At 61.7% G+C, this 25,243-nt stretch carries 18 protein-coding genes; 1 reads left to right on the top strand and 17 read right to left on the bottom strand.

The genetic code is table 11. The annotated features are described in order from the left end of the window. Window positions 1–12: 12 nt before the first annotated feature. The 17 genes from DX909_RS19785 to DX909_RS19705 all read right to left on the bottom strand — a co-directional run bounded on the left by DX909_RS19785 (window position 13) and on the right by DX909_RS19705 (window position 23,195). On the bottom strand, window positions 13–1,932 hold the full coding sequence (locus DX909_RS19785; protein ID WP_128546950.1) for an aldolase/citrate lyase/malate synthase family protein: 1,920 nt from the start codon (window positions 1,930–1,932) through the stop codon (window positions 13–15). 31 nt (window positions 1,933–1,963) lie between these two features. Then, window positions 1,964–3,739: an L-lactate permease gene (locus DX909_RS19780; protein WP_128546949.1), complete on the bottom strand. Its 1,776-nt coding sequence runs from the start codon at window positions 3,737–3,739 to the stop codon at window positions 1,964–1,966. 86 nt (window positions 3,740–3,825) lie between these two features. Continuing rightward, window positions 3,826–5,091 (bottom strand): MFS transporter, encoded by a 1,266-nt coding sequence (locus tag DX909_RS19775; RefSeq protein WP_128546948.1) that lies wholly within the window; start codon window positions 5,089–5,091, stop codon window positions 3,826–3,828. A gap of 22 nt (window positions 5,092–5,113) precedes the next feature. Beyond that, on the bottom strand, window positions 5,114–6,589 hold the full coding sequence (locus DX909_RS19770; RefSeq protein WP_128546947.1) for an NAD-dependent succinate-semialdehyde dehydrogenase: 1,476 nt from the start codon (window positions 6,587–6,589) through the stop codon (window positions 5,114–5,116). Between the two features lie 2 nt (window positions 6,590–6,591). After that, window positions 6,592–7,719 carry a zinc-dependent alcohol dehydrogenase family protein gene (locus DX909_RS19765; protein ID WP_128546946.1) on the bottom strand — a complete coding sequence of 376 codons (1,128 nt, stop codon included), beginning with the start codon at window positions 7,717–7,719 and terminating at the stop codon, window positions 6,592–6,594. A 7-nt stretch (window positions 7,720–7,726) separates the two neighbouring features. Then, window positions 7,727–8,713, bottom strand: a complete 987-nt coding sequence (locus tag DX909_RS19760) for a D-2-hydroxyacid dehydrogenase (RefSeq protein WP_128546945.1) — start codon at window positions 8,711–8,713, stop codon at window positions 7,727–7,729. Between the two features lie 65 nt (window positions 8,714–8,778). After that, window positions 8,779–9,405 (bottom strand): NanQ anomerase/TabA/YiaL family protein, encoded by a 627-nt coding sequence (locus DX909_RS19755; RefSeq protein WP_128546944.1) that lies wholly within the window; start codon window positions 9,403–9,405, stop codon window positions 8,779–8,781. Window positions 9,406–9,479: 74 nt separating this feature from the next. Further along, on the bottom strand, window positions 9,480–10,643 hold the full coding sequence (locus tag DX909_RS19750; protein WP_128546943.1) for a YncE family protein: 1,164 nt from the start codon (window positions 10,641–10,643) through the stop codon (window positions 9,480–9,482). A gap of 85 nt (window positions 10,644–10,728) precedes the next feature. After that, window positions 10,729–12,171 carry a RagB/SusD family nutrient uptake outer membrane protein gene (locus DX909_RS19745; RefSeq protein ID WP_128546942.1) on the bottom strand — a complete coding sequence of 481 codons (1,443 nt, stop codon included), beginning with the start codon at window positions 12,169–12,171 and terminating at the stop codon, window positions 10,729–10,731. 13 nt (window positions 12,172–12,184) lie between these two features. After that, window positions 12,185–15,703 (bottom strand): SusC/RagA family TonB-linked outer membrane protein, encoded by a 3,519-nt coding sequence (locus DX909_RS19740; protein WP_128546941.1) that lies wholly within the window; start codon window positions 15,701–15,703, stop codon window positions 12,185–12,187. Between the two features lie 20 nt (window positions 15,704–15,723). After that, window positions 15,724–16,734 (bottom strand): FecR family protein, encoded by a 1,011-nt coding sequence (locus DX909_RS19735; protein WP_128546940.1) that lies wholly within the window; start codon window positions 16,732–16,734, stop codon window positions 15,724–15,726. A gap of 51 nt (window positions 16,735–16,785) precedes the next feature. After that, a complete protein-coding gene (locus DX909_RS19730) occupies window positions 16,786–17,421 on the bottom strand; it encodes an RNA polymerase sigma-70 factor (RefSeq protein ID WP_229311113.1) in 636 nt (211 codons plus the stop codon). Between the two features lie 186 nt (window positions 17,422–17,607). Then, a complete protein-coding gene (locus tag DX909_RS19725; RefSeq protein ID WP_128546938.1) occupies window positions 17,608–19,821 on the bottom strand; it encodes a glycoside hydrolase family 20 zincin-like fold domain-containing protein in 2,214 nt (737 codons plus the stop codon). Window positions 19,822–19,848: 27 nt separating this feature from the next. Further along, window positions 19,849–20,460: a LutC/YkgG family protein gene (locus tag DX909_RS19720; RefSeq protein ID WP_128546937.1), complete on the bottom strand. Its 612-nt coding sequence runs from the start codon at window positions 20,458–20,460 to the stop codon at window positions 19,849–19,851. Further along, complete coding sequence (locus DX909_RS19715; RefSeq protein ID WP_128546936.1) at window positions 20,457–21,893, bottom strand: lactate utilization protein B; 1,437 nt, start codon at window positions 21,891–21,893, stop codon at window positions 20,457–20,459. Before DX909_RS19715 ends, DX909_RS19720 begins: the two co-directional genes overlap by 4 nt. Next, window positions 21,893–22,630, bottom strand: coding sequence for a (Fe-S)-binding protein (locus DX909_RS19710; protein ID WP_128546935.1), 738 nt, complete (start codon window positions 22,628–22,630; stop codon window positions 21,893–21,895). The genes DX909_RS19715 and DX909_RS19710 overlap by 1 nt, the downstream gene beginning before the upstream one ends. Before the next feature lie 100 nt (window positions 22,631–22,730). Next, window positions 22,731–23,195 (bottom strand): nuclear transport factor 2 family protein, encoded by a 465-nt coding sequence (locus tag DX909_RS19705; protein WP_128546934.1) that lies wholly within the window; start codon window positions 23,193–23,195, stop codon window positions 22,731–22,733. 238 nt (window positions 23,196–23,433) lie between these two features. Between DX909_RS19705 and DX909_RS19700 the strand changes: the two genes are divergently transcribed. Continuing rightward, complete coding sequence (locus DX909_RS19700; protein ID WP_128546933.1) at window positions 23,434–24,816, top strand: erythromycin esterase family protein; 1,383 nt, start codon at window positions 23,434–23,436, stop codon at window positions 24,814–24,816. Window positions 24,817–25,243: the final 427 nt, after the last annotated feature.

The following is a 25,243-nucleotide window of genomic DNA, read 5'->3' as shown; positions in this document are numbered from 1 at the left end:
TCGATGATCGGCTCACCCGCCGACCGCGAGCGAAATTTTGTTTCCTGAATCGACAAAATCAAGGTTTTCGGTAATTCGTTTCCCTTCCTGCCGTAGCGTGTCCATGTAAAGGGCGATGCGCCGGCGGGCTTCGGTCAGGTCCGGGTTGTTGAGGTTGATGTTCAGCAGGTCGATGAACCAGGGGGCCTTGACCTCACTCAGCACGTACACCGTGGCGATCTCGCGGGCAATCGGCAGGGTAGTGGTTTTGGAGGCATCGAATACGTCTTTACTGCCGGCTTTCAGCAGTTTGTCGTATTCATCGTCGAGCAGTTTGCGGAACAGGGCTTCCAAGAACACATCCCCCGCCTTCGTGCCGGTTTCGGGGTCGTCTTCCGTCAGAACGGCGCCCTTGTGCAGCCATTCCCAGAGGATGCTCAGCCGGATTTCGCCCGTCGCCATGTCCTCCATCAGGTACAGAATGTCGTCATTGCCGAAGAAGTCGGCGGGTTTCAGGGCAGCCGCCTGCATGCCCTGGCCGAAGGCGTTGCCGTATTGCAGGGCCACGCTCAGCAGGTTGCGGGCGCCCCGGATGTCGCGCGGGGCCGGTTCGAGTTCCATCAGGCCGTCGGCGTCCGATGGGGTGTAGGTCAGCCGTGGGAACGACCGCCCGAGCTGGTTGTCCTGCCCGGCTTTCTCCCAGACCGGCCGGACGATATGCACCATCTTCCAATGCGCCACCCACTTGCCGCTGGCTCCTTCGCGCTGCTCGCGTTCGGCCCCGGCAACGGCCTTCTGCATGCCGGCCGCCACCCCCGCTTCCGACCCGACTGGGATGTTCGGCTCCATGCCGCCCTGCCAGAGCGCAAAATTGCCGTTCATATCCGGGGTGTTGACGGCCCGGCGGACGCGGTCCTCGTAATTCCGCATGTAGCCGTAGGTCATCGTGATGGCTTCGATGTTCGGGTTGATGAAGCCGGTATCCCAGGCCAGGGCGTCGGATACGCTGTTGATGTAATCCCAGCGGCCGGTATTGAACCCGACGAAGTGCCGGCCCAGGGCCGCCCGGATTTCCATGAGCTGGTGCGTAGCCTCCAGCTGTTCGACCAGCACGTAGACTTTGATGGTGCCTTCGTCCAGCCCGAGGTGGTCTTCGAGTGCGGTCAGAAGGGCGTTCCAGACCCCGGCTTCTTCGGCCGTCTGGATTTTGGGCAGATACAGCACGACGGACGAACCCGCCTGCTGCAAAGCCCGGTAATTATTGACCACATAGAGCGTCAGGTCCACGATGGAAGCCGCCATCGCCACGCCCTCGCCGTCGCGCAGGTGGCGGTCGTCGAGGTGCAGGCCCCGCGCCCGGAAGATTTTCGTCGTAAAATTAAGCTGCTCCTCCCAGTTGTCGATGGTTTTCCGGCCCAGGAACGACTCGGCCCAGCGGTTCATTTCGACGGCCACCTGTTCGGCCACTTTCAGAAAAACCGGGTTCCGTTGGATCGCCAGCTTCAGGTTGCGCTGGTTGTCGAGCGACATGGTCGTGATCTGCCCGAGCGCGTCCTCGCCGTCGAACATCCAGCCGTCGGCTCCCGACAGCAGGGCGTAGGCCACGTTGCGAATGCTGCTTTCGACCGGCGCGTCGGGTTTGGCCGCCGGGCCGGTGCCCTGAATCCACTGCCGCCGGAGGTCGGGCGGGATCACCGCCCCCACGAAGCGCCCGTCGCGGGCGTCCTGCACCCGGATGCCGGTGCCGGGAATGGTGCTTTCGGGGTCCAGGAAAGTGATCCGGGTTTGGGCCTTCCTTCGGCTTTCCCGGCGCTCCATCCGCGCGGCCATGAGGGCCTTGATGCGTCGGTTGAAGGGAGCGAGGGCGGTCAGGGCGGCCAGGGCTTCGTCGGTATAGACGTCGGAATAAATCTCCCGCAGGTTGTCGCGGATGGCAAGGGTCGGGCGGCTCATGGGTCGAAAGCGGGTAAGGGTGAACGTTGGGTTAAGGGTTGACGGGCTGTGCCGTCCGGACTTTGGACCGGTTCATCACCAGCACCGTCGCCACGATCAGGGCCACGGCCAGCGCCAGCACCAGCAGGTAGGTAAAGCCCCGTGCCGCTTCCGAAACGGTGGTCGTGACGGCCGTTCCCAGTGGGGTGTATTCCGGGATAATCCATGGGAAGACGTAGGCCTGTAAAGTCGTAATAATGCTGATGATGACCAGCATGATGAAGCTGTGTTTGACCGTGAACCGGAACAGCTCCGCTTCGCGCCCGGTCAGGCCGACGGAGGCCGTCCCGATGGCGATCGACTGCGGGGAGATCATTTTGCCGGTGACCCCGCCCGACGCGTTCGCGCTGACCGTCAGCAGCGGATCGATGCCGATGGCTTCGGCCGAGGTGGCCTGCAACTTCCCGAACAGGGCGTTGGCCGAAGAGTCGGAGCCGGTCAGAAACACACCCAGCCAGCCCAGCACCGGCGAGAAGAAGGGGAACAGGGCGCCCGTGCCGGCGAGCGTCATCGCCATCGTGACGGACATCCCCGAATTGTTGACCACGAAGGCGAAACCCACCACCGACGCGATGGTCAGGGCCGGAAAGCGAAGCTGGTACAGGGTGTCGAGAAACGTCCGCCAGCCGTCGCGGAACCGCATCCCCATGAGCGGGATCGAAATCAGCGCGGCCAGCATCACCGCCAGACCGGAGTTGGACAGGTAGTTGAAATCGAAGGGTTTGATGAGCAGCGGGCTGCCGTCGGCCTTCAGGATGGCGTTGGCCAGCCCCGGAATCATGAATTTGGTCGTGCCGACCGAGTTCAGGGCGTCCTTGACCGGCTGGAGCCCCCAGGCCACGATCATCAGCGTCATGATCAGAAAAGGCGACCACGCCCGCAGAATCTGTCCCGGCGTATACACCGCCCCGACCTCCGTCGTCTGGGGAGGTTCTTCCTTAAACCGCCAGACTGATTTGGGTTTCCAGTATCGTAACAGGATCATCATGGCCGCCAGGGACGCCAGCCCCGCGATGACGTCGGGGAGCATGGGGCCGAGGTAGTTGGCCGTCAGAAACTGGAAGACGGCGAACGTGATTCCGGCCACCAGGATGGCGGGCATGACGTCGAGGGAGCGCCGGACGCCCGCCATAATCGTGACGAGGTAGAACGGCACCACGATGGACAGCAGGGGCAGCGTCCGCCCGATCATCTGCGAAATCGCCATTTCGGGCAGGTCCGAGACGTGGGAGGCAATGATGATCGGAATCCCGACCGAGCCGAAGGCCACCGGGGCCGTGTTGGCGATCAGGCAGACCGCGGCCGCATAGAGCGGGTTGAAACCCAGCCCCACCAGCATGGCGGCCGTGATGGCGACGGGGGCGCCCATCCCGGCCGAGCCTTCCAGAAAAGCCCCGAACGAAAAGGCGATGATGATGGCCTGGAGCCGCCGGTCGGGCGTGATGGAGGCCATGAAGTGCTTGATGATTTCGAACTGGCCGCCGGCGACCGTGATGTTGTACAGAAATACCGCCCCCAGAATGATCCAGCAGATCGGGAACAGGCCGTACAGCGCTCCGTGCAGGGTGGAGGAGAGAACCAGCGGGATGGGCATGCCGTAAACCGCCACCGCCAGCACCATCGCCAGGAGAATCGTCAGCAGGCTGGCCAGGTAGCCTTTCATTTTACGGATGATCAGCGCCCAGAAGATGAAGGCGATGGGCAGGAAAGCCACCAGCGCGGACAGGGCGAGGTTCCCCAGCGGATCGATTTGTTGTTTCCAGTTCATGTCAGAGCATGTTACTAAGGGTCACAGGGCTTGCTTTCGGATACCGACAGGTCGGTTTGTATACGAAAGCCGGGAGCGGGGCCTGCTTACTCTTCCAGAAAGTTAAGGTCTTTTCCGAAGGTCTCCTCCATCTTCCAGAGGCCCAGAAAGGCGATGGCCAGCGTCAGCAGCCCGAGCAGGGCGGCCCCGTTCAGAATCCCGAACTGCGCCCGGAACAGCAGAAACAGGGGCGTCATGAGGTTGATGCTGCCCCGCACGAAATTCGGGACGGTGGTGGCGACCGTCGCCCGCAGGTTGGTCCCGAACTGCTCGGCCGCGATGGTCACGAACAGCGCCCAGTACCCCACCGAAAAGCCGAGGGCCACGCAGAGGGCGTAGAAGGCCGTCGTGGTGTGCAGCGGGATGTACAGGTACACCACGACGCAGGCGGCCGTCAGCAGCAGGAACAGCGCCAGCACCTTTTTCCGGCTGTTCAGGTACTGGCTGATGAGGCCGCTCGACAGGTCGCCGACGGCCAGCCCGATGTATTCCCACATGACGGCTTTTCCGGCCACCACCGGCCCGTCGAGTTCCAGGGCCTGCCCGAATTCCGGCGAGAACGTCATCAGGATGCCGGCCACGAACCAGACCGGCAGGCCGATCAGGATGCAGCGCAGGTACTTCAGAAACTGGCTCCGGGACGCGAACAGCCGGAAGAAGTTGCCCCGCGAAACCGGTTTCTCCTTGAGTCTGGTAAAAATGCCGGATTCGTACACGCTGACGCGCAGGATGAGCAGGAACAGCCCCAGCCCGCCCCCGATGAAGTAGGCGTTGCGCCAGGCGAACTCCTCGGCGATGAAATAGGCCAGGACTGCCCCCAGCAGTCCTACCGAAGCCACCAGCGAGGTGCCGTAACCCCGGATTTCCTTCGGCAGCACCTCGGCCACCAGCGTGATGCCCGCCCCCAGTTCGCCCGCCAGCCCGATGCCCGCGATCAGCCGCAGCACCGCATACTGATCGACCGAGGTGACGAAGCCGTTGGCGATGTTGGCGAGCGAATAGATCAGGATGGAGCCGAACAGCACCGAAAGCCGCCCCCGCTTGTCGCCCAGGACCCCCCAGAGGATGCCGCCGATGAGCAGTCCGGCCATCTGGGTGTTGATCAGGTAGATGCCCGTCGGCAGCATGTCGGCCTCCGGCACGCCCAGGTCGCGCAGGCTCTGCACCCGCACGATGCTGAACAGCAGCAGATCGTAAATATCGACGAAATAGCCCAGGGCGGCCACGATGACCGGTATCTGTAACAACTGCCGGAGCAGGGACGCCGGCGGTATCCGGGCGGCCCGGCCGGTTCTGGAAACGGGTTCGATCATGGCCGTGGGGTTTAGAGGTTCGTCAGCTGATTCCGCCGAAGCAGAGGTATTTGAGTTCGGTAAAATAATCGATGCCGTATTTGGAGCCTTCGCGCCCGATGCCCGACTCCTTGATGCCGCCGAAGGGCGCCACTTCCGTCGAGATCATGCCGTCGTTGATGCCGACCATGCCGTAGTCGAGGGCCTCGGCCACCCGCCAGCAGCGGGCGATGTCGCGGCTGTAGAAGTAGGAGGCCAGCCCGTAGGGCGTCGCGTTCGCCAGTTCGATCACCTCCCGCTCGTCCCGAAACCGGAACACCGGAGCCACCGGCCCGAACACCTCGTCCTGCGCGATGAGCATGTCGGCGGTGGCGTCCGTCAGCACCGTCGGCCGGAAGTACAGCCCCTCCAGCGCCTGCCCGCCGACCAGCACCTTCGCCCCTTTTGCCAGGGCGTCGTCCAGGTGGCGTTTGACCTTGGCTAGTCCCTTCTCGCTGATCAGCGGCCCCACCTGGGTGCCCTCGTCCAGCCCGTTTCCGACCCGCAGGGCCGAGACGGCTTTCGAGAACTTGTCGATAAATTCGTCGTAGACCCGGTCGTGGACGTACAGCCGGTTCACGCAGACGCAGGTCTGGCCGCTGTTGCGGAACTTCGACGCCATCGCGCCCTTCACGGCCGCATCCACATCAGCATCCTCGAAGACGATAAAGGGCGCGTTGCCGCCCAGTTCGAGCGATATTTTTTTCAGGTTGGACGCGCACTGCCGCATGAGCAGCTTGCCGGTGGCCGTCGAGCCGGTGAACGACAGCTTCCGGACGAGCGGGTTTTCGCAGAGTTCCAGCCCGACTTCGGCGTTCCGGGAGGTGGTGATCACGTTGACCACACCCGGCGGAAAACCGGCCTGCTCGGCCAGATACGCCACCGCCAGGGCCGTCAGCGGGGTTTCGGTGGGCGGTTTGATCAGCACCGGGCTGCCCGCGGCCAGCGCCGGTCCGACCTTCCGGGTGATCATCGCCAGCGGAAAATTCCAGGGCGTGATCGTTGCCACTACCCCGATCGACTGCCGGATCACCACGATGCGCTTATCCTTCGTGTTGGCCGGAATCACGTCGCCGTAGGTGCGCCGGGCCTCCTCGGCAAACCACTCGATGAAGGCGGCTCCGTAGTCGACTTCCCCCCGGCTTTCGGTCAGCACCTTGCCGCATTCCAGCGTCATGATCCGGGCCAGTTCTTCCTTATGTTCCAGAATCAGGGCGTTCCATCGTTTGAGCAGGCTCGCCCGGTCTTTCGCCGTGCAGTCGCGGAAGGCGGGCCAGGCGTCGTGGGCGGCCCCGATGGCCCGGCGCACGTCGTCGCGACCCAGATCGGCCACCGTGGCGACGACCTCGCCCGTGGCCGGGTTGAAGACGTCGAAGGCGGCCCCGTCGGCCGCGTCCGTCCAGGTGCCGTTCAGGTAGGCGCGGGTGCGAAGCAGCGGGCCGGCGCCGAGTAGTTCTTCGGAAGCGGGGATGGTGTTCATAATCAGAAGGTAATGATCTGGCGGATGGCCTCGCCTTTGGCCAGTCGTTCGAAGCCTTCGTTGATGTCGTCGAGTTGAATCCGGTGGGTCATCAGCCGGTCCACCGGCAGGCGGCCGGCCTGATAGAGGCCGATGTAGGCCGGGATGTCGCGGGCCGGAATGCAGCTGCCGATATAGGAGCCCTGGAGCGTCCGTTCCTCGGCCACCAGCCGCACCGGGGCCAGCTGCATGAACTTGCTGGGGTGGGGCAGCCCGGCCGTGACGGTCTTGCCGCCCCGTCCGGTGGCGTTGTAGGTGAATTCCAGGGCCGGAACCACCCCGGCAAATTCGAAGCCGATGTCGACTCCCCCGTTGGTGAGGTCCTTCACCTGCTCCACGGCATTCTCGTCCGACGGGTTCACGACGGCATGCGCGCCCAGTTCGAGGGCCTTTTCCAGTTTCGACGGGTTAACGTCGGCGACGATGATCCTGCCCGCGCCCCCGGCCAGGGCCCCGAGCAGGGCCGCGAAGCCGATGCCGCCCATGCCGGTGATCAATACGGTCTGGCCCAGCGAGAGCCGCGCGGTATTGATCACCGCCCCGACGCCCGTCATGACGGCGCAGCCGAACAGGGCCGCAATGTCGAAGGGCAGCGCGGGGTCGATCCGGACGATGGATTTGCGGGAGACGACCGTGTATTCGGCGAAGCCCGAGACGCCCATGTGGTGGTGGACGGGCCGTCCGTCCCGGTCCTTCAGCCGGAAGCCGCCCCCGAGCAGTTCGCCCCGGTTGTTGGCGGCCACTCCGTTTTCGCAAAGGGCCGGGCGGCCGGTCATGCAGGGCATGCAGTGGCCGCAGATCGGCACGAAGGAGAACACCACGTGGTCGCCGACGGCCAGATCGTGTACGTTCGGCCCCAGCTCCACCACCTCGCCGGCGGCTTCGTGGCCCAGCACCATCGGCATCTGCCGGGGGCGGTTGCCGTCGATGACCGAGAGGTCGGAGTGGCACAGGCCGGCGGCCCGGATTTTCACGAGCACCTCCCCGGCGCGGGGCGGTTCGAGTTCCAGCTCCCCGACGGTGAGCGGTTTGCTGTCGGTATACGGGCGTTCGAGACCCATCTGGTGTAATACGGCGGCCCTGATTTTCATAGGGTTGTTATTTCGGTTGAGCGTGACTTTCGGTTTGCGGCCGCCCCCCGGCGGCTCCGGGTTCGTTCAAAAAATCTTCGATGTTCCGGCCGACCTTTTCCATGAGCCGGGTGCGGGATTCGATGCTGGCCCAGGTGACGTGGGGGGTCAGCACCAGCCGCCCGGGGTGCTTCAGATGCAGCAGCGGGTGGTCGGGACGGATGGGTTCGTGCTCGAACACGTCGATGCCGGCCCCCGTGATCCGGCCTTCGTCCAGCGCCCGGGCCAGATCGGCTTCGACCACGATGCCGCCCCGCCCGACGTTGAGCAGATAGGCCGAGGGCTTCATGCGGGTCAGCCGTCCGTAATCGATGAGCCCGGCGGTTTTCTCGTTCAGGGGTGCATGGATGGAAACCACATCGCAGGTGCTTAGAAATTCTTCGAGTTCGAGCCGGCGGTAGGGCTGATCGGTGTTGCGGCCGGAAGTCGAGTAATAAACCACCTCGGCCCCGAAGGCTTCCGCGATGCCGGCCACCTGCCGCCCGATGTTCCCCATCCCGACGATGCCGAACCGCTTGCCGGCCAGTTCGATGAAACCGCGTCCGAAATGGGTGAAGATGTCGCTGCGCGAATAGCTGCCGTCCTTCACATACCGGTCGAAATACGGAATGTCGATCATGAGCTGGAACAGGAGGGCGAAGGTACCCTGGGCGACGCTGGCGGTCGAATAATCGACGGCGTTGCGGACCGGGATGCCGCGTGCTTCGGCGGCCTGCCGGTCGACGTTGTTGGTGCCGGTGGCGGCAATGCAGATCAGTTTCAGCTTCGGCGCCTGGGCGATGGTGTCGCGGTCGAGCACCACCTTGTTGGTGATGACGATGTCGGCGTCCCGGATGCGTTCCCGGACCTGTTCCGGGGTGGTGGTTTCGTAGTAGGTGACCCGGCCGAATTTTTCAGGCAGACGGAGGTTGGGAATGTTACCGATGGTTTTCGTATCCAGAAAGACCAGTTGCATAGGGCCGGAAAGGGAAAAATAAGGTTCAGGTATCAGGGCATCCGGACGGCGACGAACGGCTTCCCTCAGGGCGCGTTTCGGACTTTGACCACTACTTTCTTGACCCCCTCGACGCCCTCCACCCGGTTGCCGGGGTTGTGCGCTTCTTTGGTCGTGATGACGTAAAACAGGCCGGGTTCGGCCAGGTGGAACCGGCCCGTGTCGGACCGGTAGAAGGCGATGTCCTTCTCCGGGCTGTAGGCAACGGCCACCTGTGACTTCACCTGTTCGACGGGTAATATACCGATCTTTTCCTTACCCCTGATCACGTAATGGATGTCGTTGTAATTCAGGTGCGCTTCCCACTTGTCGGGGGCGATTTCCCGGGCCGGCCCTTCGGTGATCAGGGCGTAGACGTTCTCGTCGTCGATGGGGTATTTCCCGGCTCGCAGCCGGCTGAAATCGGTGTTCTTCAGAAATTCGAACGCCTTGTCCCAGGCGGCTTTGCTGCTGCGGTACTGCCGCGCAAATTCCTCGCTGTTGACGACGTCGGCGGGCCGCGCCGTCAAGCCGTTCAGCCATTCCCGACCGGCATACCAACGATCAGCCGGGCTGCGGTCAGCGGGGTTGGCTTCCGACTGGGCCGACGACGGGAGGGTTGTCAGTATCAGCACGACCGGAAGCAGGAGGGCGGATGCGAATCGTTTGGTCATAGCGTTCCCTTACCCGGGCGTCCCGGCCGAAAACCGGGACGCCCGACGATTGGAGGATGGGATATAGGGGAAGCTTAGTTGCGGGCGAGCTGCTTCATCTGTCCGATGCCGAACTGGTCACCGGCCGCGACGGGTTTGCCGTCCACGAAGTGAATTTCGACCATCTTCTCGCTCTGCACGCTGTTGTAGTTCTGGTCTTCCAGCGTCGTGACGATTTTCCGGGTTTTTGCGTCGATGATGTCGCCGGTGGAAGGATAGGCGTATTTACCGTCGACGCTGAAGGTGATCCAGCCGGGCATGTCGCGGGTCTGGATGGTGGTTTTCTGGACGGGCGGCATGACGGTATTGTCGAACACGTGCAGGCGGTGGTTGGCGCCGTCGCACAGCCAGATTTCCTTCTCGTCGGGCGTCAGGGCGATGCCGTGGCTGGGGCAGCTGTGGCGTTTGACCTCCCCGATGTTGAAGCCCTCCACCACCACCCGGTGCAGGAATTTGCCGGTCACGAGGTCGCCGATCTCGAAGCCGAGCAGCCCATTGACGTTGACGTACACCAGCGTCTGCGATCCGTTGATCGTGAACGGGCGGATGTCGGCGCTGAACGGCCCCACCTGCTTCGTCACCGTGTGGGTTTTGGTGTCGGCCACGTTGAGCATCGTGGATTTGAGGCCGGCCAGATAGACGAAATTGCCGTCGGGGCCGTAGATGGTATTGTGCGAGCCGGAATTAGTCACGATCTTCTTGACGACGTCACCGGTTTTGGCATCCACCACCGTCCAGAATTCCTTTTCAAGCGAGGGCATGTAGATCAGCCGGCCGTCGGGCGAGATCGAGATGCGGTCGACGCCCCCTTCGTATTCCCGCTCCCAGAGCAGTTTTTCCGTCACGAGGTCGATGCACTGGAGGGCTTCCAGGGTGCTGATATAGATGCAGTTGGTCGCCAGGCTGACGTCCACACCCTTTACGTTCGACGGTTTGCCTTTCTTGTTGAGGCCGCCGGTTTTGATGAATTTGACCCACTTGTGGTTGTTGTTGATATCGAAAACCTGAATGCCGTGACCACCGTAGCCGAGGTAGTTCCGGACGCCGGGCGTCACCACGTACAGATACTTCTGGAGCTTCGGCGCGGGCCGGGGAGCGGTCAGGCCCGGGGCGACCTTTGTGGTAGCCACCCAGGCCGTCGTGGAGAGGAGGAACAGGCCGCCCATCAGCAGCGCAAAAACAGTTTTTGTCGTCTTCATAAGGCAATCGGATTAAGGCAAAAGGTCTTGGTTTTCAGGAAAACTGCTGTACTCTCATGGTCCGGTGGCCCGGCAATCCGGCAGCTCAGTCATACCCCGGGTTCTGCGGGAAGATCGAGCGGTCGTTGATCAGCTGCACCTGCGCCAGCGGCACCGGGAACACCGTCATGTGTGGCTTCATGCCGTATTTCTGCATGACCGTGTAGGCCTGACCGGTCCGGACGAGGTCGAACCAGCGGTGGCCTTCGAAGGCCAGTTCCATCCGGCGTTCGAGGGCGATTTTGGCACGCAGCTCGGCCTGATTCATCGCCGGATAAGGGTCTACGCCCGCCCGCGTCCGGATCTGATTCAGATAAGGCAGCGCGGCCGCCGATTTACCGTTCTCGTTGAGTGCTTCGGCCACCATCAGCAGCACGTCGGCATACCGGATCACCTTCCAGTTGGCCGGGCTGTCGTTGGCGGTCGGGATCCGCATGATGTATTTGCGGGTGTAGGCCGACATATTGTTGGAGGAGATCAGGATCGGAATGAACTTGCCCGTGCCGTCGTAATAGCCCCGGGTGGCCGTGATTTCCCGTCGTTTGTCTTTCGGCTCGAAGAGGTCGAACAGCACCTGGTGCGGGGTGTTCTGGTCGTCGACCGAGCCGGCGATGCCGTAGAAGGCGATCATGGACGTAACCTTGGGCGTGAAGCGGTTCGTGAACACGCTGCCTTCCCCGCCCAGCCCCTGCTCGTATTCGATGTCGAAGATATATTCGCTGTGGTGTTCGTTTTTGCCGTAGTCCCAGAGGTCGGCGAAGCCGGGCAGCAGGGCGTAGCCCATCGTGGTCACTTCCAGAAGTTTGGCCTCCGCCTTCACAAAATCCTTCCGGGTCAGATAAACCTTCCCGAGCAGGGCTTTGGCCGCCCCTTTGGTGGCCCGCCCGACACCGGGGCCGGTGTAACTCGCCGGAAGGTTGGCTTCCGCATCCATCAGGTCTTTGATAATCAGCTCGTCGTAGATTTTATCCACTTTTTCGCGGGGCGTCTTGTAGGATTCCTCGATGGTGAGCGACCGGGTCACCAGCGGCACGTCGCCGAAGATCCGGACCAGATCGAAATAGGCCAGGGCCCGCAGAAACTTTGCTTCGCCGATGTGCCGGGCCTTGTTCGTCACCTGGGCGGCATCGGCGGTTTCGATCCGTTCGAGCAGGGTGTTGGCCCGGGTGATGGCCTTGTAGTAATTCCGCCAGGTGCTGATCAGCAGCCCGTCGTCGTTGGACAGCGTGAAGTTGTCGACGGCCCCCGGCGTTCCCTTGACCAGCTCGTCCCACGAGTCGTCTCCCCGGATGTCGCCGAAGTAATACATGTTCTGGTACTGGTCCTGAAAGATGCCGTAAATCCCGATGACGGCGTCCTGATAATCCTTGTCGGTTTTATAGAGCAGGTCGACCGTGACCGTATCGACGGGTAATATTTCGATGAAATCCTTTCGGCAGGAGGTCAGCAGCAGCATGACCAGCGTAGCAATGGAGACTGTCTTTTTCATCGGATTGTGTAGGTTAAAAGCCAATGTTGATGCCGAACAGAATGCTTTTGGCGGTCGGGTAGTCATACCGTTCGTTGCCCGGGGTAAGCGGGTTGTCGGTGCGGCTGACGTCGGGGTTGAAGCCGATAAACTTCGTGAACAGGAACGGGTTGTTGGCCGTGACCGAGAACCGCACTGCGCTGAGCGTCAGCTTGCGGGCCAGGAAGTCGGGCAGCGCGTAGCCCAGCACGATGTTGTTGATCCGGAGGTAGGAGCCGTCGTCGAGCCAGCGCTGGCTGTAGGTGCCCCGAAAGTTGCCGGTCGGTACGTCGTTGGGCCGGACCGAGTAGCCGTTGCCGGGTTCCTGCTCCGATTTCCAGTAATTATTCATGAAGGCATACTGCCGGAAGCGGGCCCGGTTGTTGGCCAGCTGCTCCCGCGAGAGGGCCAGCACGCTGTTGCCCTGCACACCCTGAAGGCTGACGCTCAGACTCAGGCTCTTATAGGAGAGCTGGTTGGTCATGCCGTAATAGAAATCCGGGTAGGGCGAACCCATGATGGTTTTGTCGAAGCTGTTGATGACCCCGTCGGGCCGGCCGTTGGGGCCGCTGACGTCGACGAACCGCACGTCGCCCACCCGCGACTGGTCGCGGCCGCCGGGGTTCCAGAGCGGACCTTTGTCGAGGTCTCCCTTCGTCATGAAGATGCCGTCGGTCAGCCAGCCGAAGAACATCCCGACGGGCTGGCCGATCATGGTGATGTTGCCGCCCGAAATGATGGGGTCACCGGAGGGGCCGAGCTTCGTGACGCGGTTTTTATAGGTTGAGAAGTTGAGGCTGGTCTGCCACTTCACGGCGCCCTGCGTGTTGACGGTGTTCAGCGACACCTCCCAGCCCGTATTTTTCACCTCTCCGATGTTCTGGAGCGCGGTGTTGAAGCCGGTGATGTCGGGGATGTTCACGTTCAGCAGCAGGTCCGTGTTCCGCGACCGGAAGTGGTCCAGCGTCAGGGCCACGCGGTTGTTGAGAAAGCTCAGGTCCATCCCGAAATTGATCTGCTGCTGGGTTTCCCAGGTCAGGTTGGGGTTGGCGAGCCGTCCGGGCGAGTAGCCGCCGAGACCGGTATTGCCCAGCACGTATTTCTCGTAGTTGATCGTGGCGAGGTGGTCGTAGTTCCCGATGTTGTTGTTCCCGGTTTTGCCGTAGCTCGAGCGGAGTTTGAACTCGTTCACGAAACGGAATTCCTTCATGAAGGCCTCGTCCGATACCCGCCAGGCCAGCGCAAAGGAAGGGAACACGCCGTATTTGTTCTCCGAACCGAAGCGCGAGGAGCCGTCCGTCCGGACCGAGGCCGTCACGTAGTATTTGCTGTTGAAGTTGTAGTTGATCCGGCCCAGGTACGACAGCAGCGACCACTCGGCCACGTTGGACGAGCCGCCGGTCAGCAGCCCGCTCACGGCGCTCAGCGTCGGCACGAGGTTGTTGGGATACCGGTTGCTGGTCATCGTGTTCGACTCGAACGTCTCGCGCTGGGTCGTGTAGCCCAGCAGGCCCGTGAAGTTGTGCCTGCCGACGCTTTTGGTATAGTTGAGGGTGGTTTCCGTGATCCAGTTGAGCCGCTGGGAGGCATTGTCGGTGCCGGAGGCCAGCTCGTTCAGGAAAGCCGCCATCTGGGGTTTGAAATAGCTGCCCTTGATGCTCGACAGGTTGATGCCGAGCATGACGTTCACCTTCAGGTTGTCGAGGATGCTGTACTCGATGAACGTATTGCCCAGAAAACCGATCCCTTTCTGTCGGCCCTTCACCTCCCGGGCCAGCGCCAGCGGGTTTTTGCTCGTCACGACGGCATCCAGCCCGTTGCCGAAGGGGTAATACGTGCCGTCGGGGTTGAGAAGTGACTGGTAGGTCGGAATGACGAGGGCGTTGTACAGCGGGTTGTTCGTGATGTCGGAGTAGGTGGCGACGTCCTCGGCGCCCGCCCCGCCCACGTTGGTCTTGTCGGTATAGGACGGGTTGAAATTGACCTTCAGCGTCAGCCGGGGTGCCAGTCTGGCGTCGATGTTGGCCCGCACCGAATACCGCCGGAAGTTCGTGTTCAGGATGATGCCGTCCTGGTTGAGGTATTCCCCGCTGACGGCGTAGCGGACGTTCTCGCTGCCGCCGGCCGCACTCAGCTGGTACTGCTGCTGCGGGGCGGTGCGGAGAATGGCGTCCAGCGGGTCCTCGTTGGTCGTGATTTTCCCGGAAAGGACGTCGACGATGGTCTGCGGCACCGGCGATTTCCAGCCCACCGGGTTGCCCGAAACGTCATTGCCTTCGTCGAGGTTGCGGTTTTTCACCCCGTCGAAGTAGTGCTGCGCTTCTTCCTGGCCCGACTGGAGTTTCGGCATTTTGGCAATTTTCTGAAAGCCGAACTGGTAGTTGAAGTTGAGGGCCGCCCGCCCCGCCCGGCCCCGTTTCGTGTTGATGATGACGACCCCGTTCGACCCGCGCGATCCGTAGATGGCGGTGGCGGAGGCATCTTTCAGCACATCGATGGTTTCGACGTCGTTGGGGTTCAGGGCCTGGATGCTCGATATCGGGAAGCCGTCGACCACATACAGCGGGCTGCCGCCGGCCGAGATGCTCCCGATGCCCCGGATGCGGATCTGCGGGGCGGCTCCGGGTTCACCCGATACGGGCTTCACCTGCACCCCGGCGATCTTTCCCATCAGCGCCTGATCGACCCGGGGCACGGCCAGTTCCTGGATGGATTTGCTGCCGAGGGACGCCACCGAGCCGGTCAGGTCCTTTTTTTCGATCGTTCCGTAGCCGATCACGACCACTTCGTTCAGGGTTTTGTTGTCCGTCAGCAGGGTGATGTTGAGGCTGTTGCGGCTGCCGACCACCACCTCCTGCGAAATATAGCCGACAAAGCTGAAAATCAGCGTAGAAGCCGCGTTCGGCACCTCGATGCGGTAACGGCCGTCGGCGTCGGTGGTGGTTCCCTTCTGGGTGCCTTTCAGGACGATGCTGACGCCGGGCAGCCCTTCGCCCTTTTCATCCGACACCTTGCCCTGCACCGTAAGGTCGGCGGCATGGGCCTTGTCGGCCGCGGGTTCGGCGGGCGGGGTCGGTTCCGGCTGGAAACCCGGGTGCGCCGAGGCCGACTTTTCGGGTTCGCTCAGGGCCGTACCCGGCAGGCGGGGCATGGCGGGTTCGAGCCGGCCGGACGTCTCCCGGCCCATGATCACGTAACCGCCGTTCTTTACCTTCCGGTAACGCAGACCGAGCGGCTTCAGGATGGAGCTGAGGTTGTCCTCGATTCCGGCGTTCAGGTTGACGGCGTCGGCCGCGACGGTCAGGCCCTCCACGTTCCGGTCAAAAAACAGGATGTCCGTGGCGTAATGCTCCTGAAGTTTTTTCAGGACGTCTTTCAATCGTTTCGCGGGCGCTCTGGAGGTCAACTCCCTGGCATGAGCCTGCTGGGCGCGGGCCAGGGTCTGGGAAAAGCCAGGGTGTAGTCCTCCCAGCACTACTCCGATCAGGAGCAGGATGCGTACTGATTTTTCCATAAGGTTCAGGGTTTATATAGTCAATGCGGTCGGTCGATGACGATGGTGTCGCCCTGGCGCCGGTAGGTCAGGTTCGAGGCACTGGCCAGGATTTCGATGAGTTCTTCGGCGCTGTTGGCCGTAAAGGCACCCGATACGGTCCACTGCATCAGCCCCCGGTCGGCAAACTGGAGCCGGAGACCGTAGTTTTCCGTAAACAGGCTGCCGAGTTCGCCCAGGGTGGTTTCCTCGAACACGAACCGGTGGTCTTTCCACGACGTAAATACCTGCGGGTTCGGCGTCTGTTTCAAATTCACGCGCCCCTTCTGATCGAAGGTGACCAGGTTGCCGGGTTTCATCGTCAGCTGGCGGCTGACGGCCCCTTCCTGATACAGCAGCTTTACTTTGCCCTTGTTCAGCACCACTTTCTTGCTCCGCTCGCGGGTGTTCACCATGAATTCGGTCCCCAGCACGACCACCTCGAAATTCTTATGGGTCCGCACCGTAAAGTTCCGGTGATCGGGCAGGTGTCGGATCGAAAAGTCGGCCTCGCCCGCCAGAATCACCTGCCGGTTTTTTTGTCCGAAACCGAAGCGGGGCACCTGCAGCGTGGAGTTGGCGTTGAGCGTCACCCGGCTGCCGTCGGCCAGCGTCAGCATCCGGGTTTCGCCGAAGGCGGTCCGGTAGGTAATGAAAAGCAGGTTGCTCCGGTAACGGAGCGCCCCGAAGGTCAGCGCCAGCCCGACCGTGGCCGCCACCAGCCAGCGCAGCCGGAACCAGCCCGACCGCAGCGACCGGGTTTCCGGCCCGGCGGCCGGTTCTTCCTCCGCCTGGAGGGGCTGTTGCGTCATCCGTTCCCGGTGCCGGTGGAGGGCGTCCCCGGCGTCGGCGCTGAACTGAAGGTTCTGCGTCTCCCACACGGCCAGGCATTCGAAAAAGAACTCCCGGTTCTCCTCCTCTTTGGCCCACTCGTCAATCAGCTGTTTCTGAAGGGCGGTGGCCCGTCCTCCGAAGTAATTGAAAAGTGATTCTTTCGATACCTGTGTTTTCATGGGTTGGTCCTGGATAAGCTCTTGGCGGTTTGGGGCCGGATTAACATGGAGTCAGTTGCCGAAAAAAAGCCGGGCGCAGTAGGGGCTCGCGAGCCAGAAGATCAGCAGCCACTTGCCTTTCAGCGTGTCGCGGATCTGGTGGACGGCCTGGTACAGGTGGGCTTCGATGGTTCGCAGCGACAGGTGCAGTTCATCGGCGATCTCCTGGCCCTTCTTCCCCTCGAACCGGTGCATGATATAGATCTGGCGCCGTTTCAGCGGCATGGCGTTGATGGCGTTTTCCACATCGTGATACAGTTCTTCATACTGCGTGATCGAATCGGGGTTCTGGGTGATGTGGGCCGGCACCAGTTCCGCGTGGTCGAGGGAGGTGCTCTGCCGCATCTCCGCCCGCACGTAGTCGAAGGCGCGGTGCCGGACCGCCGTGAACAGGTAGGCGCGGTAGGAGGTCGTAACCGTCTGATACCGAAGCTCGCTGTGAAACTCATAGAAGATATCCGACACGATGTCCTCCGCAACCGCTTTGGAGGATACGTACCGGACCGCGTGGCTGCACAGGACGGCGTAATACTGCCGGAAAAGGACGGCAATGCCGGCGTCCGGGTCCTGCTCGAACGTCCGCCGAATCAACAATTCAGTGTCCAGACGCAACCGATCCATGGCATTGCGGGCAGCGTCCTCTTCCATCCAAAAGTCTGGATTTACGATCTTGTGAGAGACTCTTAACGGCTGGAGTTGTTCCATTTGGGTTAGGAGAAAGAAAGCCTTCGGTTCACTGTTGAGCTTCTTTCAACAGAGACGGTTCGGGGCCGGAAAAACACTTAGCCGTTTTTAATTATTTTTTTGGAAAATTGAATTTTCCCGTGCAGATGTTCAGTTTTCGGCCTTTTTTTCGCGGGGAAAGCGCTCGGCTTCCACCCGGGCCGCATCTTTCGCCACCAGCGGCCGGAGCTTTTCCCAGTGGAACCGGAGCCGGTTGTTTTCCTCCCAGCTGCGGCCTTTCTGTTCGGTGAGGTGGACGAGGGGCATGTCGTTGTAGAGCGGCCGCGTAACGGACACCACCTCATCCCAGTGAGCGAGGGCGGCTTTCAGGTGTCGGACGGCCTCCTGGTGCCTGTCCTCCTGCCCGGTCGTGCGGTAGGTTTGCAGGGCAACGGCCGCCCGCAGTTTTTCGGCCAGATGCAGGCCCAGGTGCGCCCAGACCTTTACGTCGGCGACCTCGTAGAGCAGCGACCGGTTACCGGCCGGGTCGATGGGCCGGACCAGTTCCAGGGCTTTCCGGCAGTCGGTTTCCAGCAGGGCCGCCAGAACCGGGGGCGTCACCTTCTCCGGCCCGAACTGCCCGCCGGCCGCCGTAGCCCGGACGTAATCCGGAACCGAGACGTAATCCGGGTCCAGCGGAGGCTGCGTAAGGAGCTGTTCGACCGAAATATAGGAGACGTTTTTGGCCGCGTCGAATCCCATCATGCCCTCACTGTAGAGCGAAAAATCCCAGGTGAAATCGAAGGCGGACGCCAGCCGCAGGGGGGTCGAGGATGCAAGCGAATAAGCCTCCAGCAGGGATGCCGCCGGGGGGCCGTAGCGCCGGACGAACTCCGCCCGGAAGACCGCATCGGGCGTTGCCGGATTATAGAGCAGGCGGCCCCAGAGTTTGTAGAACAGCCACTGCCGCTCGAAGGCATATTTCCAGTCGACCGGGCCGCCGGTATCGACCGGGCCGCCGGTGCCGACCGGGCCGCCGGTCGCCGTAAAATAGTCCTTCGCCGGGATGTAGGTCTCCGACCCCAGAAAATAACCGCCGACATAGGGCTGGCGGTTGGCGGCCAGGTGTGCCCGGACGAAACCCGGAACCCCCCAGCGCAGGCAGAAGAAATCTTCGTTGCGAACCGTCCAGGTCACTTTATAACTCGTCGGCAGCGGGTTGAAATAGGTGTCGTAGAGTTTGCCGCCGTGGACCTTCACCAGCCGGGGCGTCGAGTGTCCGTGCGACCAGTTGTATTTCAGGTCGGCCCAGACCGGCCCCTCGATGAACGGCAGCGCGCCCTCGCTCTCGATAGATTGCCGCGTCAGCTTTTCCGTCTCGATACTGGTGACGCCCAGCGAGCCGGTGGTGCTGGAGAACGGAATCCGGTGGATGAGTTTGGTTTTACGCCCGGCCAGCCGCATGCCTTCGAGGATGGTGGCCTTCATCCAGTCTTCGCGCTGTCGGGGCGTCATGCCGCCCATGGCCTCGCCCAGCGTCAGCCCGAAACCGGTCAACTCCGGATATTCCTGCAATACCTGCGTGACGCACTGCCGCGTATACCGGCGAACGATTTCGGCCGTGTCGCCGTCGGTGAAATGGTGGTGTTCCGGGTTGTTCAGCTTCGGGTCGAAATGGTAGGCTTTCGAAAATTCGGGGCTGGTGAAGATATTGAACGGTACCAGGTAGGTGTCGATGGCCCGCTCTTTGGCCATCTGGAAAATGGCCCGGAACAGCGCCTGCCACTCCTTCAGCTGCCGGTCGTCGAAGGGCGTGGCGGCCGGGAAGTGCGTCGGCCGGATCATGAACGGATACGGGTGCAGGTTCCAGAGGCTCAGCGCATTGAACCGGTTTTCCGCCATCATGTCCAGAAAGGCTTTCCAGTACAGCGTATCCCGGCAGGTTTCGTAATGCAGGTCCAGAGCCTCGCTGTGCCGGTAGGTGTCCCAGGGCAGGTCGAATTTGATGGCCCGCAGCGCCAGATGCGGCTGTTCGGTCCGGGCCGTTATCTGCGCCAGGGGAAGGCTGTTTTTCAGGTCCTCGGCCAGGGAAAGGCTGCCGTAGATCAGCCCCCGCCCGTCTCCGCCGGTAATGGTGATTTTCTTGCCCCGCCGGTCGATGGCATAGCCTTCCGGCCCCGGTTTTCCGGCTTTTACTTCCAGTCTGATTTCATACTCCGCCGACCCGGTTTTCAGAGAATACCGGCCCTTTTGGAGAGCCTCGGCCAGCTTTTCGGCGGCATACCGGCTTTGCGGCCCCGGATTGCTCTGCCGCAGAACCACCGACTGCCCGAAGGCGGCCGGCAGAACCCCGGCAAAGCACAGAAGCACAAAAAGCGTTTTCATGGCAGGGTCGAAAAGGGGCCGACAGGGTCAGGCCGGTTCGGTTGGTACGGTAGTCGGTTCCAGAATAAATACCGTCATGGTGATCGGCCCGTGAGCGCCCAGCACCAGCGCCTGCTCGATGTCGGCCGTTTTGGAAGGTCCGCCGATAAAGGCTCCGAACCCGTACTGGCCGGCGCCGATGCGGGCGTAGGCTTCGTGCAGGGTCGGAACGATCACCTCCGCCCGAACCACCACCCCGAGGTGCTGGCAGATGTACGGCACGATGCGCTGACCCATACGGTGTTCGGGCAGCCAGACGGCCCCGTTCTCCGCCACCGCCAGCTCGGCCTCGATCACGGCCAGTTCGACGTCGTTGAACGAGTGCGGATCGACCGTAGCCGACAGCGTCTCGAACGGTTCGCCCAGTTCCGGCAGGGTGGTGACGAACCGCCGGTCGGCGTCGAAACGGCTGCGGGCCAGCGCGTTGATTTCCGTCAGGTCCCGTACCCGGAACACCTGTCCGCCGATGCCGGCAAAAATTTCGGCATAACGGGCAATCAGGTCCCGGTCTTCTCCCCGGAACGGGCTGAGATCGGGGAGGGGGCTGAGGGCCGGCTGGTTCCTCAGAACCGCGGCCAGAATGCTGTCCCGGGCGCTCATTCGGGCTGGATGGATTGAAGGTCCGAACTCGCTTTCGGGGCCGGGTCAACCGCCCCGCCCGGGCGGTGGTTTCGGGCATACCACTCGCTGAACGACTCTTTCGGCCCTTCCGGCATATCCCGCTGGCGAAACCAGGGGTTGAACCGGTTGTTGACCGCGACCGGGATGTTGTTCAGCACCCAGCGGCCGGCCTTCCCCAGGGTGGAGAAGGAGCCGGGAGACGAGAAGGTCCAGGCCATGGCCTTCATGCCCAGTACTTTGGTGTGGGCCGCGTAGCCTTCTTTCACGATCACCTGCCGCCACTGGTACAGCTGGTCGTGGATATTGATCTTCACGGGGCAGACGTTCGAGCAGGAACCGCAGAGCGTCGACGCGAAGGGCAGGTCCGCGTGTTTTTTCATGTCCAGGTTCGGCGCCAGAATCGCCCCGATCGGCCCGGAGATGGTGTTATGGTAACTCAGACCGCCACTTTTGCGGTAGACCGGGCAGGTGTTCATGCAGGCCCCGCACTTGATGCACTTCAGCGAATCGCGGAACTCGGGCCGGCCCAGCTGCCGGCTCCGGCCCATATCGACCAGGATCAGGTGCATCTCCTGCCCCTCGCGCGGTTTTTTGAAATGGCTGGAATAGATCGTGATGGGCTGGCCGGTGGCGCTGCGGGCCAGAAGGCGCAAAAAAATTCCCATGTGGGCCTTTTTGGGCACGATCTTCTCGATCCCCATCGAAGCGATCTGCACCTCCGACAGGTGGGCGCCCATATCGGCATTGCCCTCGTTGGTGCAGACGATGTATTCCCCGGTTTCGGCCACGGCGAAGTTGACCCCCGTCAGAGCCGCCCGGCGCGTGATGAACACGTCGCGCAGGTGCCGCCGGGCGAAGCGGGTGAGCGTGGTAGGGTCCGACACGCCCTTTTCCGTGCCGAGATGTTCGTGAAAAATCTCCCCGATTTCCTCCTTGCGTTTGTGGATGCAGGGCAGCACGATGTGGCTCGGCGGCTCGTTGTCCAGTTGCTGGATGTATTCGCCGAGGTCGGAGTTGATCACGTCGACGCCCCGTTCGATCAGGTATTCGTTCAGGTGGCACTCTTCCGTGAGCATGGATTTGCTCTTGACCATCTGCCGGATGCCCTTCTCTTTCAGGATGGAATACACGATGGCGTTGTGTTCGGCCGCATCGGCCGCCCAGTGGACCCGGATGCCGTTGCGGGTCGCGTTGGCTTCGAACTCCAGCAGGTAGTCATGAAGATTGGACAGCACATGGCTTTTGATCCGGGATGCGGCCTCGCGCAGGGCCTCCCATTCCGGAATCTGCCGGGAAGCGATGTCCCGCTTCTGCCGGATCCACCAGAGCGCTCCGTCATGCCAGTCGACGCGCTCTTCATCGCGGATAAAGGCTTCGGCCAGGGCGGCATGGTCCTTCGTTTCATTTCCCATTACAGGCTTGCGTTTAGGATTTCGGAAATATGGATGGCCTTGACGGCGCTTTTCTTCCGGTGCAGGATGCCCTCCAGATGCATGAGGCAGGAGAGGTCGACGGAGGTAATGTATTCGGCTCCGTTGCGGATGTGGTCGTTCACCCGGTCTTTACCCATTTTGACCGAAACGGCCTCTTCGGCCACGCAGAACGTCCCGCCGAAGCCGCAGCATTCGTCCGGCCGGTCCAGCGGCACCAGTTCCAGCCCGTCGACCTTCGACAGCAGCCGGAGCGGTTTGGAGAAGGGGGCGGCATGGAGCTCGCTCATCTGGGCCAGATACAGCCCGCGCAGCCCGTGGCAGCTCTGGTGTATCCCGACCCGGTGCGGAAACCGGGCCTTCAGGTCATCGACCTCCAGCACGTCGGTCAGAAATTCGACCAGCTCGTATACCCGTGACCGGAGGTCGTCGGCCCGGGCCGGGTCGTCGGTCGAGTGCAGGTGTTGTTTGACGTGGAGAACGCAGCTGGCCGAGGGAGCCACGATATAGTCGAAGCCCTGAAAATTTTTCAGGAAAAGATCATTGCATTCCTGGGTGAGGTGCTCGAAGCCGGAGTTGGCCATCGGCTGCCCGCAGCAGGTCTGCCCGGTCGGATAGACCACTTCCACCCCGGTTTTCCGCAGCAGCTGCAGCGTGGCGACGGCCGCCTGGGGGTAAAACTGATTGACGTAACAGGGAATAAACAGTCCGACGGTCATGAGAAAGGGTTCAGGGTCTGGGTTACCGGAATACGCTACTGCCTAAAGCAGTGAACCAGACCAATTTACTACCCTTTTGCAAAACCGTCGGACCGCCTGCTCATTTCATGGCCCGGAGCGACTTCGGCGGAGACTGCCATAATACGTTGACGATCATCCAGCGGCCGTTTTCCTTCACCAAATGAATGTAGTCGATGCCCCAGACCGCCGTCACCTTGGCCGATGCGGTTTTGTCGGCGACCTCGAAAACGGTCACCTCGCGGGGCGACTGTTCGTTGGCCCGCTTGCCGTCCCGGTTCCAGTTTTTCGCCAGCCGGATCAGGGCCGGAAACGGCATTTCCAGCTGTTTCGAATACGTGGCGGTTTTTTCGTCGAACGCAAAGCCGCGTTTCTGCAGGGCGGGTGAGATGCTCTGATAGGCCAGCGTCGTGTCCACTTTATAAAAGGTGTCGATGTAATTGAAACAGGCCTGCCGGACACCGGCCATGTCGTCGGTCTGGCCGTTCTGCGCATAAACCCCCGTCAGCACAAAAGCCAGGAGAACGGTAAAGATCAGTGGTCGCATAGGAAGCGTAAATGTAGGTTTCCGGAATGCGCTCAAGGAATATGCCGTAAATTGAAAACCGCCTTTATGAAACCGGGGAGCGTTCTTCGGCGATTCCGTCTGTCCGAAACCGTACAGCGGCTGTCCGTTTGCGAACTCTCGTCCGGGCCGGCCGTAAGCTTGTTTTTTGAGTTCGGATTGGTCCCGGCCGAAAGCCGCTCCGGTTTAGGCTATTGAAACGGAAGAGGAGAAAGGGACTATGAATAATCTGCTATGGATCGGGCTGGGCTGGCTGGCGGCCGGCTTCACCGCCTGTCGCAATGAACCCATGAAAAGCCGGGAAGAAAAAGATAAGGCGGTAGAAAGTCTGCGCACGCATTCCGCACCGCTGACCGACGAACGCAGCCTGGATTCCCTGATGCAGCAGATCGGGGAGGCCCGCTACGTGCTGCTGGGTGAGGCTTCCCACGGGACCTCTGATTTTTACCAGTGGCGGGCCGCCATTACCCGACGGCTGATCGCAGAGAAAGGCTTCACCTTCGTGGCCGTCGAGGGCGACTGGCCCGATGCCTGGGAGGTCAACCGGTATCTGCACGGCGCTCCCGGCCCACCCCGCGAAGTGCTTCAGGCGTTCAACCGCTGGCCGACCTGGATGTGGGCCAACGAGGAGATTGCCGGCCTGATCGAATGGATGCGCAACTATAATGACCGCACCGGTGCCGGCGCCCCGACCGGCAAAGCCGGCTTTTACGGGCTGGACGTCTATAGTCTATGGGAGTCGCTCGACCGGCTTCGCACCGACCCGCAGCTGAGCCGGGAGGTACACGCCCGGGCGGAGGAAGCCACCCGCTGCCTGGCCCCCTACCAGGGCGACGAGCAGGCCTACGCCACTGCAACGCTCCGCGGCTCCCGTTGTGAGGCTTCGATTCAGCAATTGCTTGTGGCCCTCCGGGCTTCCGGTTCCGGTACGGCTTTCGAACGGTTCGACCGGGAGCAGAACGCCCTGGTGGCCGTCAACGCCGAGCGGTATTATTACGCCATGGTGCGCTCCGACGCCGAATCCTGGAACATCCGGGATCGGCACATGGCCGAAACGCTCGACCGGCTCATGGAACTCCACGGACCGAACGCCAAAGCCATCATCTGGGCGCACAACACCCACGTCGGCGATGCCCGTCATACCGACATGGCGCAGGCCGGGATGGTCAACCTGGGGCAGCTGGTCCGGGAGGCCCACGAAAGCGAGGGCGTCCATATCGTCGGCTTCGGCACCTACCAGGGCGAGGTGATCGCCGGCGACTACTGGGGCGCTCCCGCCGAGCGGATGCCCGTACCGAAGGCGCAGGCGGGCAGCTGGGACGAACTGCTTCACCGGGTCGGCCCGGAAAACCGGATGGTTTTCCTGAACCGGCTTCGCGCCGAAGAAACCGAAACCGGGGAACGCGGCCAGCGGGCCATCGGAGTCGTCTACGACCCTTCCGCCGAACGGGGCAATTACGTGCCGACCGTCCTCGGACTCCGGTACGACTCTTACCTGTTCATCGACCGGACCTCTGCTCTCCGGCCGTTGCCGGTCGATGCCACCTCCCGGAAAGACGGGGCTAAGGCACCGGTGGGCCTTTATGCGCTGATCAACGACTGACGCGCGGCAGGGTTATCGAAAATATTTTTGAAAAAAATAAAACTTGGCCGGCTTCGGTTCGTTAGGTAAATTCGGGGCCTGATTTTTTAGACAGGACACCAGAAAATTTCAAATAGCGGGGAACTCCGGACAGCGATTTGGATGTTCTCTTTTAGGTCCGCGTAAGTCACCAAAGGGACTTCTTCAGACAAAAGCCGGGAATAAAGAGAAAATATTTTTAGAATGCCCTTGACAAAGTCTACTAAATCTATTATCTTTGTATTCTATTTTAATAAGGGCTACGGCAAACGTGCCGCGGCCACCGGGTTCCCAGAGGGAACACACGTTCTTTGACCGATTGACACAACAGCACAACAACCAGGACTTCGAAGCTGCCAAACAGTAAATGTTTGATAGTTTATTTACAATGGAGAGTTTGATCCTGGCT

Origin of the sequence: Larkinella soli (assembly GCF_003703975.1) — a bacterium.
GTDB lineage: Bacteria > Bacteroidota > Bacteroidia > Cytophagales > Spirosomataceae > Larkinella > Larkinella soli.
This window is presented reverse-complemented; position numbering and strand designations above follow the sequence as displayed.